13 protein-coding genes are annotated in these 15945 nt (G+C 61.6%); 3 read left to right on the forward strand and 10 right to left on the reverse strand.

What is annotated here, in order from left to right; translation table 11 throughout:
* Positions 1 to 10 precede the first annotated feature (10 nt).
* Together IB272_RS14245 and IB272_RS14250 are read right to left on the reverse strand one after the other, a co-directional pair.
* Complete coding sequence (locus tag IB272_RS14245) at positions 11 to 1213, reverse strand: 2-aminoethylphosphonate--pyruvate transaminase (RefSeq protein WP_192444497.1); 1203 nt, start codon at positions 1211 to 1213, stop codon at positions 11 to 13.
* Between the two features lie 102 nt (positions 1214 to 1315).
* Positions 1316 to 2968 (reverse strand): Na/Pi cotransporter family protein, encoded by a 1653-nt coding sequence (locus IB272_RS14250; RefSeq protein WP_192444498.1) that lies wholly within the window; start codon positions 2966 to 2968, stop codon positions 1316 to 1318.
* A gap of 117 nt (positions 2969 to 3085) precedes the next feature.
* Here IB272_RS14250 and IB272_RS14255 point away from each other — a divergent pair, with 117 nt between their 5' ends.
* Entirely contained in the window at positions 3086 to 3961 is an 876-nt protein-coding gene (locus IB272_RS14255; RefSeq protein ID WP_034794762.1) for a LysR substrate-binding domain-containing protein, read from the forward strand.
* 27 nt (positions 3962 to 3988) lie between these two features.
* Here the strand turns inward: IB272_RS14255 and kduD are convergent, their stop codons facing one another.
* From kduD to IB272_RS14290, 7 genes are all read right to left on the reverse strand, one after another.
* On the reverse strand, positions 3989 to 4753 hold the full coding sequence (gene kduD, locus IB272_RS14260) for a 2-dehydro-3-deoxy-D-gluconate 5-dehydrogenase KduD (RefSeq protein ID WP_034794766.1): 765 nt from the start codon (positions 4751 to 4753) through the stop codon (positions 3989 to 3991).
* Positions 4750 to 5586, reverse strand: coding sequence for a 5-dehydro-4-deoxy-D-glucuronate isomerase (gene kduI, locus IB272_RS14265; RefSeq protein ID WP_060581367.1), 837 nt, complete (start codon positions 5584 to 5586; stop codon positions 4750 to 4752). Before kduI ends, kduD begins: the two co-directional genes overlap by 4 nt.
* Before the next feature lie 37 nt (positions 5587 to 5623).
* Entirely contained in the window at positions 5624 to 7489 is a 1866-nt protein-coding gene (locus tag IB272_RS14270) for a DUF2264 domain-containing protein (protein ID WP_192444499.1), read from the reverse strand.
* A gap of 75 nt (positions 7490 to 7564) precedes the next feature.
* Positions 7565 to 8848 (reverse strand): ABC transporter substrate-binding protein, encoded by a 1284-nt coding sequence (locus tag IB272_RS14275; protein WP_192444500.1) that lies wholly within the window; start codon positions 8846 to 8848, stop codon positions 7565 to 7567.
* A gap of 44 nt (positions 8849 to 8892) precedes the next feature.
* The gene (gene ugpC, locus IB272_RS14280; RefSeq protein ID WP_034794772.1) at positions 8893 to 9975 is read right to left on the reverse strand and encodes a sn-glycerol-3-phosphate ABC transporter ATP-binding protein UgpC; all 1083 of its coding nucleotides are present in this window, start codon (positions 9973 to 9975) and stop codon (positions 8893 to 8895) included.
* A gap of 34 nt (positions 9976 to 10009) precedes the next feature.
* Positions 10010 to 10783, reverse strand: a complete 774-nt coding sequence (locus IB272_RS14285; RefSeq protein ID WP_226020913.1) for a carbohydrate ABC transporter permease — start codon at positions 10781 to 10783, stop codon at positions 10010 to 10012.
* 112 nt (positions 10784 to 10895) lie between these two features.
* Positions 10896 to 11822, reverse strand: a complete 927-nt coding sequence (locus tag IB272_RS14290) for a sugar ABC transporter permease (RefSeq protein ID WP_034794779.1) — start codon at positions 11820 to 11822, stop codon at positions 10896 to 10898.
* Positions 11823 to 11965: 143 nt separating this feature from the next.
* Between IB272_RS14290 and IB272_RS14295 the strand changes: the two genes are divergently transcribed.
* Positions 11966 to 13156 carry a glycoside hydrolase family 88 protein gene (locus tag IB272_RS14295; protein WP_060643679.1) on the forward strand — a complete coding sequence of 397 codons (1191 nt, stop codon included), beginning with the start codon at positions 11966 to 11968 and terminating at the stop codon, positions 13154 to 13156.
* Positions 13157 to 13224: 68 nt separating this feature from the next.
* Positions 13225 to 14289, forward strand: coding sequence for a LacI family DNA-binding transcriptional regulator (locus IB272_RS14300; RefSeq protein ID WP_127890390.1), 1065 nt, complete (start codon positions 13225 to 13227; stop codon positions 14287 to 14289).
* A 643-nt stretch (positions 14290 to 14932) separates the two neighbouring features.
* Here IB272_RS14300 and doeB read toward each other — a convergent pair.
* Complete coding sequence (gene doeB / locus IB272_RS14305) at positions 14933 to 15943, reverse strand: N(2)-acetyl-L-2,4-diaminobutanoate deacetylase DoeB (protein ID WP_192444501.1); 1011 nt, start codon at positions 15941 to 15943, stop codon at positions 14933 to 14935.
* Positions 15944 to 15945 lie beyond the last annotated feature (2 nt).

Consider the following 15945-nt stretch of genomic DNA (forward strand, 5'->3'; position numbering starts at 1 on the left):
TTTCCTCAGTTCAGGCAGCGAGACGGCGACGTTCTTCAAGGGCGACGGCCGGGGGAGCGGCGCTGTCGACGCCCATTTCGGAGAGTGAGTTGCGGGCGGCCTCGACCACGCGGCGCATGACATGCTCGTCCATGCGACCGATGCAGCCGACGCGGAAACTGTCGACCACCGTCAGCTTACCCGGGTAGATTATGAAGCCTTTGTCCTTCATCAGGTCGTAGAAGCGGTCGAAGGCGAAGGCCGGGTGGGCCGGGCTGAAGAAGGTGACGATGATCGGCGACAGCCACTGGTCGGCAAGCAACGTCTCGAAACCGGCCTCGCGCATGCCCGCGACCATGACGTCGCGGTTGCGGGCATAACGGGCTCCGCGACCGGCGACACCGCCCTCTTCCCGATGCAGACGCAAGGCCTCCAGGAACGCCGCGACAACGTGGGTCGGCGGCGTGAAGCGCCACTGGCCGGTCTTGTTCATGTAGTCCCACTGGGCATGCACATCGAGGCTGAGTGAATGGCTGCGCCCCTTGGCTGCCTCCAGTTCGCTCTTGCGGGCGATAACGAAGCCGAAGCCCGGCACACCCTCGATGCACTTGTTGGCGGAAGAAACGATCGCCTCGTAGCGGAAATCGCCGATACCGGCCGGCACTGCGCCGAAGGCGCTCATGGAGTCGACGAGCAACTTGCGACCGCGGGAATAGACTGTGTCGGAAATCTCCTTCAACGGGTTGAGGATGCCGGAGCTCGTTTCGCAATGGACGATCACGACATGGGTGATTCCAGGGTCGGCATCGAGCGCTGCTGCAACCTCCGGACCGCGTGGCGGCATGTAGTCGCCCTTGTCGATCGTCATATAGTCACGACCGAGATAGGAAAGCGTCTGGGCGATGCGCTTGCCATAGGCGCCGTTCATCAGCACCAGCACACGGCCGTCCTTCGGGACGAAGCTGCCGAGCATCGCCTCGACCGAAAACGAACCGCTGCCCTGCATCGGCACGCAATCGAACTCGCCCTTGGCATCGCCGGCAATCTCGAGCAGTTCCTGGCGAAGCTTGGCGGTCATTGCCCGGAAATCGCCATCCCAGGAACCCCAGTCCCGCAGCATGGCTTCCTTAACCCGATAGGCCGTGGTTAGCGGGCCGGGCGTCAAGAGATAGGGCTCGCCCAGCCTCGGTGTTTCCAGGGGCGCGATGGTTCTTTCAGAAGCGGTGTTTGGCATTGTCCGTCCTCGCGGTTGGCGTGTTCGAGAACGACAATGGGGCGGAAACATCTATCTGTAAAATCGTTCTTTTGTATCAATCTATCGTTTCAATTTATATATCTAAGCAGCAGGCACGAGCCGGCTTTCCAGGAGGTCCCCGCTCTCGCGCAGGCGCGGATAGGCCATCGTCGTCACCAGCGAATTGACCTCCTTCAGCGCCCGAACGATCTCGAGATGCATGTCGCTCGACAGGATGCTGGTCGCGATGCCCTGCCGAAGCCGCTCCAGATGGCACTTGCTGCTTTCTTCGACCAGGCGACGCACATGTTCCTTCTGCCGAACCATTTCGCGCGCGATCACCGGGTCCGGGGAGACGAGAAGATTGGCCGCCAGCCTGACGTTGGAAGACACGGCCGCATGCAGCAAGGTGAGTTCACGCCATCCCTCCTGCGAGAAGGTCCCTGCGCCCGCAAGCCGCTCCTCGGCCATTTGCAGGAGGCTCTTTGCGACGACGTCTCCGGCATATTCGAGATGGATCGCCGCCTCGGTGAGTTCGATGCCGCGCCGCGATTGCTCTTCGGTCAGGATGCCGCGGTTGACGGCGGCGATGTAGAGCTTGATTGCGCTATGGGCCACGTGGATGTCGCCATCGATGCTTCTGAGCGCCTTGACCGCCTGCGGTGTCGGCGCGTGAATGACGGTCATGACGGGCTCCAGCATCCGGGCGATAAGATTGCCCATGTGCAACACCTCGCGTGCCGCGGCCGCCAGCGCCTGCGCCGGTTTGTCGATCAGCGCCGGGTCAAGCGCGCTGACATGAGCCGCACGATCATTGGCACCGGCGGCCTCCGGCATGAGCAACCGAACGAGGCGCGCCATCGGGCCGCAGAAAATCACCCCGACGAGAACCAGGGCAGCGTTGAAGAGCACATGCAGATTGACCAGCTTGCCGGCCACAGTCTCCCCAGGAAGCCAGTCGAACGGGGAATGCATCGAAAAGAGTCCGAAGATCGCTGCGGCGAACAGGGCGCGGAAGAGGAGATTACCAAGCGGCAGGCGTCGGCCTTCGACCGGCAGACCGCGGGTCAGCCACAGCGCGATGAGCCCGCCGCCGATGTTGACGCCGAGCACCAGGGGAATGCCGACGTCCAGGGGCACGATGCCCTTCACGGCAAAGGTCAGGATCAGCAGGATCGCTGCCACGCTGGAGTGCAGCGCCCAAGTGAAGAAGGCGGCAAGGATCATCACGCTCAAGGCATCCTTGCCGACGAAAGCGACGACGGAAGGCAGCATCGGGCTCTGAGAGAGCGGCTGCGTCGCATGGCCGATCATCTGCAGCGAGAGCAGCAGCAGACCGATGCCGAGCACTGCACGCCCGGTCTCGACGGACTTGCGGGTCGATGCCTTCAGATGCGCAAGACCGCCAGCGGCGATCAGAAGCGGCGCCAGCCAATGCAAGTCGAAGGACAGGATCTTGACGACAAGCGCCGAGCCGAGATCGGCACCAAGCAGCACCGCCAGGCCGGTATCAAGCGCCAGCGCGCCGCTGACGGCAAAACCGGCGGCAAGCATGGCGACCGCCGTCGAGCTTTGCAGCGCAATGGCAACCGCGCAGCCGCAGATGGCCGCACGCGGTCGTCCACCGGCGCCACCGACGGTACGCGCGACGATGTCGCCTGCCGCCGCCTCAACACCTTTCTTCACGAGGCTGACGGCGTAGAGCAAGAGGACGGTGGCGGCGGCAAGCTCGAGGACGACGGCCGGGAGGTTCATGAGGCGCGCTCCGGATAGAGGTGGAATCCGAAAACTATCCGCGCCCGCTTTACATAAATCAAATCGTTCGTTTTAATCAAACTATCGTTCAAATCTATTCAAGAAGGCGTCGTACGCATGCGCTATGTCCAGCTCCGCGCCTTTCATAACGTGGCCATCCACGGCGGTTTCTCGCGTGCCGCCGAAGCGCTCTTCCTTACTCAGCCGGCAGTCTCGGATCAGGTGCGCAAGCTCGAGGAGGAATATGATGTCCTCCTCTTCAACCGGAACAAGAAGCAGGTGACGCTGACCCAGGCGGGCCAACAGCTCCTGGAAGTCACCCGCCGCATGTTCGACGTCGAGCAGCAGGCCCTGGATCTTTTGTCGGAATCACGGGCGCTGAGAGCGGGAAAACTTCGGATCGTTGCCGATGCCGCCCATCACCTGCTGCATATCCTTGCCGCTTTCCGGCGCACCTATCCGACCGTCCAGGTGTCGATCGATTCCGGCAACACCGAAACCGTCATCACCAGCCTGCACGCCTATGAGGCAGACATCGGCGTTCTCGGCGAGATCCCGCAATCGAGCGACTTCGACATCCTGAAACTCAACTCCACGCCGATCATAGCCTTTGCGAGCCGTGACTATCCGCTGCAAGGCAAGAAAAAGGTGACTTTCGCTGAACTCGTGAAGCACCCCTTGGTCATGCGCGAGCAAGGCTCCAAGACCCGCCAAAAGCTCGAAACGATGTCGCAGCAATGTGGCGTGCAACTGACGCCGCTCATCGAAGCCGAAGGTCGTGAGGCGGTGCGCGAGATCGTCGCCGCCGGCGGCGGGGTCGGCTTCGTTTCGTCGGCGGAGTTCGGGCAAGACAGCCGCCTCATTCCCATCGAGATCGAAGCGCCCGAGATGCTGATGGACGAAGCACTCATCTGTTTGCGCGAGCGCAGCAACGGGAAACTGGTCAGCGCCTTTTTCGACATTGCCCGCAGGCTAACCTCTGCGCCGGCCTGATCGCTACCCGGACGGCAGCAACGCAATTTATCGCGCCAACCAGCCGCCATCAACCGGGACGACCGCGCCATGCATGTAGCGGGATGCCGGCGCCAAGAGAAAAACGGCAGCCTCGCCGATATCATCGGGCGTGCCCCAGCGACCGGCCGGGATGCGGTCAAGGATTGCCGCTGAGCGGTTCGCATCCGCGCGCAGCGCCTCGGTGTTGTTGGAGACGATGTAGCCAGGCGCGATCGCATTGACGTTGATGCCCTTGCTTGCCCATTCGTTGGCAAGGATGCGGGTAATGCCCAGCACTCCATGTTTTGAGGCCGTATAGGATGCGACACGAATGCCGCCCTGGAAGGATAACAACGAGGCGATATTGACGATGCGCCCGGCTCGCTTTTCGTCCAGGAGTTTTCGGCCATAGGCCTGGCAAAGAAGAAAGGCCGCCTTGAGATTGAGGTCGATCACGTCATCCCAGTCGGCCTCCGAGAGCTCGGTGGAGGCCGACCGACGAATGATGCCGGCATTGTTGACCAGTCCATCCAATGGGCCGCACTGTCCCCAGACGCGGTCAAGCAACGTTTTGACCGCCTCTCCATCGCTAAGATCGCAGGCAAACGGCTGGATCCGGCCGCCCGCCGCTTCGACCTTTTCGACTGTTTCGGCCATGGACGAGCGTCCGACCGCGACCACTTCGCCGCCAGCCCGGGCGACCGATACCGCGATGCCTTGGCCGATCCCGGTGTTGGCACCCGTAACCAGCACGCGCTTGCCGTCGAGGCTGAAGGCCGAGAGATCGCTCATCGCAACGTCTCCATCGGGACCGGGTCGGCGTCGGTGTAGTCGACATTGTCCCCCGCCATCGCCCAGATGAAGGCATAGCTGGAGGTGCCGCAACCGGAATGTATAGACCACACCGGCGACAGCACCGCCTCTTCGTTCGCCATCACGATATGGCGGGTTTCGGAAGGCTCTCCGAGAAAATGGAAAACCCGCGCCGGCTCCGGAAGGTCAAAATAAAGATAGACCTCCATGCGTCGATCATGGATGTGCGCCGGCATCGTGTTCCACACCGACCCTTCCTTCAGTTCCGTCATTCCGACGACCAGCTGGCAGGTCTCGATCCCATTGGTGAACTGAAAGATCGATCGTTCGTTCGATGTTTCCAGGCTGCCGAGATCGAGACGTTTCGCGCCCGCGATCGTCAAAAGCGCTGTCGGGTAAGTACGGTGCGCGGGGGCTGACAACAGATAGAACTTTGCCGGCTTCGACCGGTCGTCCGACGAGAACACCACGTCCGACCCCATGCCGACATAGATCATGTCACGGGGACCGAGCACATGGCTCTTTCCGGAAACGACGGCCCGCCCCGGCCCGCCGATGTTGACGGCAATCAGCTCGCGGCGCTCGAGAAACGTCTTCGTTCCCATCGGCTTGATGGCTTCGAGCGTCAGCTCCGCCTCGACCGGCATCGCCCCACCGATCACCATGCGGTCGTAATGGGTATAGGTGAGGTTGACGCGATCGCTCGCAAACAAACCGCCAATGTGGAAATTGTGACGCAGCTCGTCGGTTCCCATCGCTGCGGCAGCAAGCGGATCGATGGCGTGGCGGGATGTAAAATCGGGGATCGTCATATCAAGTCTTTCGGTCGTTGTGGCAGGATCGAGGATGTCAGAGCGGTACGCCGCGCATCAGCGTTACGGTTGTCCCCGTCTCGGACACGCGCCGTCGCAGCGCTCCGACGTCGGGTGCTGCAGGCAAGCGGGATAGTTTCCTTGTCCCCTCTGTCGCATCGGCCTGCGCAAGCACGGCGACGGCGAGCGTGCTGACGCCGACTGGAACAGTACCGCGCAATTGCGGAACCAAGGTTTTTGCGGAAACCAGGTTGGTGTTTGGGGCAGCGATATGGCAGCGGCCCTCCCGAGGGTTCGTCGAACCGATGTCGAGGATGGCTGACAGGTCCGTCGCCGTGGCAACGACAGCGCGGCCGGCACCCTGTTTGCAAACTTCGCCGGCGTCTCGCCCGACTGCAAAGCCGCCTTCGATCGTGGCGAGCGTCCGCGGCGTGTCGATGCGGTGAAGCCGAACCTGGAAATCGCCGTCCCAGTAAAGCCAGGTCTCGACCAAGACATCGGCGAAGGGCCGCCAACGCGCATAGAGAAGGTTGTTGGCGACGAGCGCCTCTTCGTTGGTTTCGCGCACGCGGAAATGCACGCCGTCATCGCTGAAGCCGATCATGGATTCGAGCACGGAATTGTCGAACCGCCAGAGATCGTTCTCGATGCTGAAGCCGTATCGCCCCGAATAGGCGAACTTCGCGTATTTCTCAGGCGCGAAGCGGATGAAGGTGTTCTCGGCGCTCGTGTGCTGGCCACAGGAGAGCGCAATGGCATCCCCTGCCGGATTGGCGATCAGGAAACCGATATGGCGCTGCGTGGAGACGGCGGATCGCTGTGGGCAGGCGTCCTCATCGCTCGCCCAGAACGGATGGTCCGCCGGCAGCATCAGCGGAAGGAAGGCCTTCAGCGCCCAATAGGGCGATTGCGCGGAATTGTACGGTTCCGACATGATGAGGTTGGGATAGGCGTAGCCGACGGGCATCACGCCATCGCGCGCGGCGAAGGGGCGCTTCGCCCACCAGCGCAGATGACGCAGGAAGTAACCCTTCTGTTGTCCGAAGGGGATCTCCTCGTCGCCTGCGAGCGCCATGGCGCCGAAGAGGCCGGCAATGGCAAAACGATAGGTCATCGAGCGACCGAAGCAGAGCGCCGGTCCGTCATCGGCAAACCATCTCGCCATGTCTCCGGCGATCAGTCGGGCCCGCTCCCGATACCTTTTCGTCCAGTCGCCGCCATCGAGGGCCGCCAGGATCAGGCCATAGAAGTGAAAGGCGAAGGGAATGTAGTGGTCGGCGCGGCGCGTATCCCCATCGTGATACCAGCCATCGCCGAGGTAGAACGCGTCGAGTTCCTGCCGGTACTGGTTGTCGAGTTCTCGATCACAATCGACCCCGACATGTCTCAAACCCATGCTGACGAGCAACCGGAAGAACTTCCAATTGTTGTCGCCATATTCGCAGGCATGGCCTTTGAGCAGATAGGCAACAACGTTTCGCCGTTCGGCCGTAGACAGGGGCGCCCAGAGCTTGTCTGGAACGAGCCTCAGTGCAAATCCGATCGCTGCGAGTTCCACGAGGCGCTGGCTGCGGTCGAACGGGTCGCCCCAGTATTCCGGATGGGCCGGATCACAGCCATTGGCAAGACCGCGCGCGATCGGCGTCCAATCGATCCACGTTGCGCCGCCGACCTCGGCCGGTGCCAGGCCCCAGAGCAGACGGGAATAGCCCTCCAAGTCGGCGGACGCCTGGTCGAAATGTGCCGCATGCGCATCCAGCCGGATGCGAGCGCCGCCGGCAGACCGATATTGTTCAACCGGCTCCACCAGCGCCTTGAGCGCGGCCTCGACATCGGCGCGGCTTTTGAGCGGATTGCCCGCCCACGGTTTAAACAGGGTTTCGGGGAAGATCATGTCGGTCATGCCAAAGGTTTCCGTTCGAACATTGCCGCGCGGGGGGATGACTTCCCGCGCGGCCCGGCAAAGTGGAGCGGATGCTCAGGCCTTGAGAATGCGGTCGGCCGATGAGACGAGTTCGTTGCCTGCTTCCGCCGGCGTCAGCTGGCCGAAGGCGACCTTGTCGGCGAGCGGCCGGAAGACGCGCTCGTCAAGTTCACCAGCACCGAGCGGCACGGCCGGCGGGTAGGTGCCGACGCGATCCGCAATGCCGTTGACATAGTCGACCGTCTTTTTCGCCGTGGCGTCGATCGAGGGAAGAACGGCGGTCTGCACGTCGGTGTTTACAGGCACGCCGCGCTCGACCTGAAGGATCTTGCCGGCCTCCAGGTCGTTGACGAAAAAGTCGATGAATTGCGCTGCGAGTTCCGGGTTCTTCGCGGTGCTTGCGATCGACCAGTGCAAGCCGGGGCGATAGAAAAGCCCGGAGGGACCATCCGCACTGCTGACCGGCAGCGACGTGATATCGAGCGTGCTCTTGGAGATCTTCTGGAAGGCAGGGAGCTGGTTTGAGAAGGCAATCGCGATGGCCGCGTTGCCGGTCGCCAGCGGGTTGCTGTCGACCAGCACCTTGTCGAGCGCTTGTATCTCGGCGGAGACGCAGCCGCCGTTCTTGGTGAGGCTCTCCCAATAGCCGAACCAATCGGCCGCATCGCTGGCCTCATAGCCGAGCTTTCCGGCTTCCGTGTAGAGCTTCTTGCCGCGCTGATGCAAAAACGCCTCGAAGGCGTATGTGTAGCGCGACGCGTTTCCAACCGCCCAGACGTTCTTCTTGCCTATTGCCTTGGTAAGGTCGATCGAGAACTTGGCGAAGTCGTCCCAGGTGGTTTTGGCCGAAGGCGGGATAAGCCCGGCTTTCGTGACCGCTTCAGCGTCGTAGATCATGGCAAAGGCGTTCAGCGACAACGGCATACCGGTCACCTTGCCGTCGACCGTTCCAAGATCGAGCACACCTGGCACCAGCTTGTCCGTGCGGATGACCTTGCCGAGATAGTCGTTGAGCGGCAGGTTGGTGGACCGGCGGCTATAATCGGCAAAGCGGCTGGGCTCGAGCTGGAAAATGTCCGGGGCGTTCCCACCGGCGATCATCGTCGTCAGTTTGGCCCAGTAATCGCTCCCGCCCACTTCGCCGACGATCTTGGCGCCGGAATGCGCCGCCTCGAAGAGCTTGGCAACGCCAAGCGTGCGCTCGGCGCGGCTGGGTGTACCCCACCAATAAAGGCGCATGGAATCCTCCGCAAAGGCGCGGAACGCGGGCATCGTCGCGAGCGTGGCGCCGGCCCCGAAAAGCGCGGCGTTACGCAAAAAATGGCGTCTGTTGATCATGTTCTCCTCCTCCATGATTTGTTCGTTGAGATCTCTCTTTGCGATCAATGGCCGATGCGGTCGCCGGCCCCGTCGAACAGGTGGCAGTTTTCCGCGGCAATCCGGACGTCCAGCGTTGAGCCGGCAGTGATCGGGCGTTGGCCATCGAGAGCAACCGTCAGCGACTGCCCGTCGGTGAGCCGCCCGTAAACGATGGTCTGACCGCCGAGATGCTCGACATGGACGACCGTCAGCGCGCCAAGTTCGAGCCCGCCGGTCGCGTCGATACCGATATGTTCGGGCCGCAGGCCGAGGCTGACCTTTGTGCCAACCGCGATGCGCTCCTCGATCGGGAGCCGCGCAATTCTGCCGGCAACATCGATCGAGATACCGCCGTCGCGGATGTCGCGTGCGACGGCATCGAGGAAATTCATCTTGGGCGAGCCGATGAAGCCGGCGACGAAGCGGTTGGCGGGCCGGTTATAGATCTCGAGCGGCGTGCCGTGCTGTTCGATGACCCCGGCGCGCAAGACGACGATGCGGTCTGCAAGCGTCATTGCCTCCACCTGGTCATGGGTGACGTAGATCATCGTCGCGCCGATATCCTTGTGCAGCTTGGCTATCTCGACGCGCGTCTGGACGCGAAGCTCCGCATCGAGATTGGACAGCGGCTCGTCGAACAGGAAGATCTTCGGGTCGCGCACGATTGCCCTGCCGATCGCTACGCGCTGCCGCTGGCCGCCAGAGAGTTGCTTCGGCTTGCGGTCGAGCAGATGGGTAATCTGCAGGATGTCGGCGGCCTTGCGGACCCGCTTGTCGATCTCCGGCTTCGGCATCTTTGCCGTTTCGAGACCGAAGGACATGTTCTTGTAGACGCTCATATGCGGGTAGAGCGCATAGGACTGGAAGACCATGGCGATGCCGCGCTGGCTCGCCTCCTTCTCGTTCATGCGCTCGCCGCCGATGGAAAGTTCGCCGCCGCTGATCGGCTCGAGCCCCGCAATCATGCGCAAAAGGGTCGACTTGCCGCACCCCGATGGGCCGACGAAAACCACGAACTCTCCGGAGCCGATCGCCAGATCGACGCCGCGGATGATGTCGAGATTGCCAAAGCTCTTCTTGATCTTGCTCAAAGCCAGCGTCGTCATCGTTTCCGTCCCTATCTCTCAATTCCAGTTGGTGTCAGCGCTTCATGCCGGTTGTCGCGATGCCTTCGATCAGCAGTCGCTGGAACAGCATGAAGAGGATGAAGATTGGCAGCACCGTCAGCGTCGACATGGCAAAGAGCGAACCCCAGTCCGACGTCCCGGTGGAGTCGACGAAGGTGCGCAGACCGAGCTGGGCGGTGTATTTTTCGATGTCATTCAGGTAGATGAGCGGCGCAAAGAAATCGTCCCAGGTCCAGATGAACGAGAAGACGGCTGCCGTCGCCAACACCGGCGTTGAGAGCGGCAGGATCACCTTCAGGAAGATGCGCAGCGGGCCGCAACCATCCATGATGGCCGCCTCGTCGAGCTCGCGCGGGATGCCCCGGAAAAACTGCACCATCAGGAAGATGAAGAAGGCGTCGATCGCCAGGAATTTCGGCACCACCAGTGGCAGGATGGAGTTCACCCAGCCAAGCTTCAGGAACATCACATATTGCGGGATCAGCACCGCATGCTGCGGCATCATCAAGGTGCCGAGCATCAGTGTGAACCAGAAACCGCGCCCCTTGAAACGTAGGCGCGTGAAGGCATAGGCCGCCATCGAGCAGGAAATGAGGTTGCCGATGACGACGAGCAGCGAAATCACCAGCGAATTGAAGAACATCCAGCCAAAGCCGATACTCAAGCCGGTCCAGCCGCGGCGATAGGCATCGACTGTCGGGTCAGTCGGGATCAGCCCCGTCGAGGTGAAGATCTCGCTGTCCGGCTTGAACGAGCTCGCGACCATCCAGAGCAGCGGATAGAGCATGAGAAAGCTGACCGCGACGAGCAGCGCATAAAGCAGAGCACGTTTCCACGGGGATGTGCCAGATACGCCGGCGTCGGCGCGCGAAGCGATGGTGGTCGTCGAAAGAGCGGCATCAGTCATCGTAGTGAACCCAGTACCTGGCTGTCAGGAATGACATGGCGGTGAAGAAGGCGATGATGAGCACCAGGACCCAGGCCAGCGCCGAGGCATAGCCGAAGCGGAAATTGGTGAAGGCCTCCTGGTAGAGGTAGAGCGTGTAAAACAGCGTGGAGTCGATCGGACCGCCGGTTCCGTCGCTGATGACAAAGGCCGAGGTGAAGGCCTTGAAGGCATCGATCGTCAGGATCACGGCATTAAAGAAGATCACCGGCGTCAAAAGCGGCAAGGTGATCTTGAAGAACTGCCGGGCCTTGCTGGCGCCATCTATGCTTGCCGCCTCGTACATGTCCTGCGGGATCTGACGCAGACCGGCAAGAAAGATGATCATCGAGGATCCAAACTGCCAAACCGCCAGGAGAACGAGCGTATAAAGCGACGTCGAAGGGTTCGAGATCCAGCTTGGCCCTTCGAAACCGAACAACGCGTTAAGCGCCTGATTGAGTAATCCGTCGCCGGCAAACACCTGTCGCCACAGGACCGCCACGGCGACGCTGCCGCCGACCAGTGACGGCAGATAGAAGATCGCACGAAAGAGCGACAGGCCTTCAAGCCCCCGGTTCAGCGCCACTGCCACGGCAAGCGCAAAAAGCAACTTCAAGGGAACCGACAGCAGCACGAAGGTGAAGGTCACGTTCATCGCCGTCCAGAAGCGCGGATCATCGGTCGCGATGCGCACGTAGTTCTCCGCGCCAACCCAGTTTGCTGCGCCAAGGCCGCTGTAGTCGGTCAGAGACAAATAGAACGAGGCGACAGCAGGCCCGAGCGTCAGCAGAAAAAAGCCGATAAGCCACGGCGTGATAAAGCCGTACCCGGCCAGGCTCTCTGCGAGCCTGAACCCGCTGCCGGCAGCCGGCCTTTCAGTTGTCCCTAATGTGGACATTGTATCTCTCTCCAGCGATGCCCGGCTCCTCCCGAGCATCCGACTCCTAGCGGTTAGAAATTTTCCCGTCAACAGAAAGTTTCGTAGTTGACGAAATTATCGTATTTGTGCGAAAACTTCACGAAACCAACGTGAGGCTTATCATGCGCATCGAACGAAACAGCTACTTCAACGCGGTCGAAATGGTTGGCAATCGCCCCAATCGCGAACGTCACCAGCAGGCTTTGGAACGCTGCATTGCCAAATTGCGCCAGACCATGCCGACAATCGGTCTGCGCAATCCGAAGATTGGCCTGCCGGATCAGACGTGGAGCTATTGCGGGCCCTTTGACTGGGTCGTGAGCTTTCACGCCGGCCAGCTCTGGCTTGCGCTGGAACTCACGGGCGATCCCAGCTTCCTGAACGCCGCCCGGGCCCGCCGCGCCATTTTTCGCGACATCTTGCGCCATCGCGATGCGCAAGACCACGATCTCGGCTTCCAGTTTTCTTTGAGCTGCGTTGCGGAGTGGCTGCTGACAGGCGATCGGGAGGCTCGCGATCTCGCTCTTGAAGCTGCGGCGAGGCTGCTTGAGCGCTATCGCCCGGATGCACGATATATCCAGGCCTGGAATGCTCGCTCGATCCACGGTGGCATTCGCTCCGAATTCGTCAATGGGCGCGTCATCGTCGATACGATGCAAAACCTCGCGCTGCTACACTGGGCCCACCGCGAGACCGGCCGCGGCGATTTTGCCGAAGCCGCCGATGGCCACGCCGAAACAACCCTGAAGCACCTGGTTCGCGCTGACGACACAAGCTTCCACACCTTCCTGTTCGACCCTTCAAGCGGTAAGCCCCTGCGCGGGGAGACCCATCAAGGATATGCGGACGATTCCTGCTGGTCACGCGGCCAGGCCTGGCTGATCCATGGCTATGCGCAGTGCGCGGCAACCACCGGCAACCCTCACTTCGCCGACGCCGCGAGACGTCTGGCTGCCAAGGCCGAAGCTCTGATGGGCGACGACGGCGTCCCCGTCTGGGACTATTCGGTTCCCGATGCCAAGTCAGCGCCCCGCGACAGTTCCGCCGGCGCGATCATGGCGGCCGGCATCTTCATCCTCGCGGGGCTTTGTGAACCGGAGGAGGCACAACGCTGGTACGCATTTGGCGATCGCCTGATCGGCGGCCTGCTCGACACTTGCGATCTGACGGGCGATCCCAAGGCCGAAGGGCTGCTCGCCCATGGCGCAGCCCATGCCAGCGCCGGCTATTCCGATGCGATGCTGCCCTACGGCGACTATTATTTCATGGAGGCGCTGATGCGTTCGCTTGGGCACACGCGCTTCTTCTGGTAGTGGACGATCATGACCATGCAGCCGCGATCAATCTCGCCCACTCCGGCCAGATAGGAACCTTCGTCGAAATGGATGACGAATCGAACGCCCCGACACTTAAGGACATCGCCGACGCCGCGGGCGTTTCGGTCGCGTCCGTATCGAAGGTGCTCAACAATCGCGGTGGCGTCGGCGACGAAAGCCGGCGCAAGATCCTCGATCATGCGGAGCGCCTGGGCTACCAGGTCCGGGCGGCCCGCTCGCTGATCCGCGCCGGCGTCGAGAGCACTGTGCTGGTGATGCCGGCACAGTTTTATGCCAGTTCGGCTTTCTACGAGGACGTGATCCAGGGCGTGCTTGCAGAGGCCAGCACAAGCTCGCTCAGGATCGACGTCAGGCTTGTCTCGCTGGATGCGGAGATCGCGATCAGCGAAATCTCTGACATTCTGCGCGACATTCGCCCGGGCGCCCTTGTCGTGCTCGGCATGGACCATCCCGTCATGATCGACAGGATCGTCGATAGCGGCATCCCGGCCGTCATCATCAACGGCATGGACCGGACGATGCGGCTCTCATGCGTGCTGCCCGACAACTGGTCTGCCGGCTGGCTCGCTGCACAAAGATTACTTGCGGCCGGCCACCGCGAGATCGTGCACGTGACAATCCCCCACCGCCTGTCGCTACGCCGGCGCCTTGAAGGCTTCCGGATCGCGCTGGAGGAGGCCGGAATTGCCTTCGACGAAAATAGACACATCTTTGATCTCGGTCGCATGGGCCTGCAAGAGCCCGACACCACGCCGGCGATACGGCAGGCCATAAAGCAGGGGCGTTTCACCGACACAACCGCGTTCTTCTGCAGCACCGATCTAATCGCGATCAACGTCATGCAAGCTCTCGAAGCGAGTAGTCACTCGGTTCCGGAAGACTTCTCGATCATCGGGGTCGACGATATCGCGATCGCCCGGCACAGCCGCCCGCCGCTGACGACGATGCGGATCGACCGGGGTGAGCTTGGCCGTGCCGGCATCCAACTCCTGCTGGAACGGATCAACGACCCCGAAATCAATGTGCGCCGGGTCAATCTCGGCGTCCGCTTGGTTGAACGCTCCACAGTCGCCGTACCAAGGAGCAGCCCTCACGCGAAAAGAGCGTAAGAGGTAGCAGGATACGAAAGCGCCTCTGCCTGGCGCGCACCACGTTCGACGGACGAGACCCGTGTGTCGGGAGCGCGGAGCCGTAAAATGATGAGGTCAACCACACGGCCACTCTCAAGCGTGGCCGCACCTCACCTGCCATCGATGGATGGCTGCGTCACGCCCCACAAGCCATGTCACGCAACTGTCACGCGCAATAGATCAACGAGACTGCTAAGAAGTAGAAAAGTTATCATTGCTCGAGCGGCAACATGCCCCGATACCTCTTTCATATTCACCTGTCCGGCAGGATCAGTCGCGATGACCATGGAGCGTTTCACGCCAATGACAGTCAGGCGGTGACCAATGGCAGGTCGATCGCCGACAAGATCGCTGAAGACGACAGGCACCGTAGCGTCATCGTGACTGTCGAACGAGCCGGCGGCGTCGTTCTGGCCCGCGTGACTGCCAGGAGAGCAATGCCACCCTGGCAATCTGCGAGTTCGAAATTCGAACACGCTTGGAGCGAACTGTCCGACCTTGACGTTAGCCAATTCCGCAGGGCGCGTTAGAAATCCTGGCCTTGTTTTATTGACGTCAGCGAGGCGTCTCCTTTCGGTTAGGGGATGGCTCGCACGCGACGGTCGCCGGTGGTCCTTAAGCCCTATGCCGCGACAATAGTTGCGAGCACGCTGACGCAATCACCGGATTTGACGAGGCCGGGGAAATGGCGAGCGACGAGGATGCCGTCCATCTTTGCCCGTATGTTCAGCGGTTCGTCGCCTGTACGGCCGATCGGATAGATGCGGGCGACGATTTCCCCGCTCCTCACCTGGTCGCCGAGATCGACGAACGGTTCGACAAGGCCGCCGTCCTCGGCAAAGCAAAAGCAGTTGCCGTCGGGCATGTCGAGCCACGTGGTTTCACCGCTTTCGACTGCCCCTTTCAAGATACCTGCCGCCTTCAGCACGTTGGAAACGCCCGCCTTGGCGATACGCGCGCTCCTGGCCGTCGCCGTGCCGCCACCGCCGAGCTCGGTGGTGATGAAGACCTTGCCCATCTCCTCCGCCGCCGTGTCGTACATGCCGACGGCATCGATCTCCAGCATCTTCATCGACCATGGGGCGCCGAAGGCCCTGACGAGTTCGAAGGATTTTTCCTCCTGTGCCTTGTCTGGCAGCACATGGGCGGCGCAGAAAGGCAGAAAGTCGAGCGTCTTTCCGCCTGAATGAAAGTCGAGCACGATCTCGGCAAGCGGTAACAGCGTGCGCTGGAAATAGTCCGCGATCTTCTGGGTGACCGTGCCGTCCGGCGTGCCTGGAAAGCTTCGGTTCATGTTGCCCTTGTCGATCGGCGAGGTGCGGGTGCCGGCCAAAAAGGCCGGATAGTTCATCGCCGGCACGATGATGACGCGGCCCGTGACGTCATCGGCCTTCAGCGTGCGGGCGAGATCGAAGAGCGCAATCGGGCCCTCATACTCATCGCCGTGGTTGCCGCCGGTGAGAAGGGCCGTCGGGCCCTCCCCGTTCTTCACGACTGTCACCGGGATCATCACCGAGCCCCAGGCGGAATCGTCGCGGCTGTGAGGCAGACGCAGGAAACCATGCTGAACGCCCTCGGCCGAAAAATCGACCGTAGAACTGATCGGCGAAGGACGAAGGTTGATTTCCCGCATGG

This window comes from Ensifer sp. ENS08, from assembly GCF_014852195.1.
In the GTDB taxonomy this organism is placed as follows: domain Bacteria; phylum Pseudomonadota; class Alphaproteobacteria; order Rhizobiales; family Rhizobiaceae; genus Ensifer; species Ensifer adhaerens.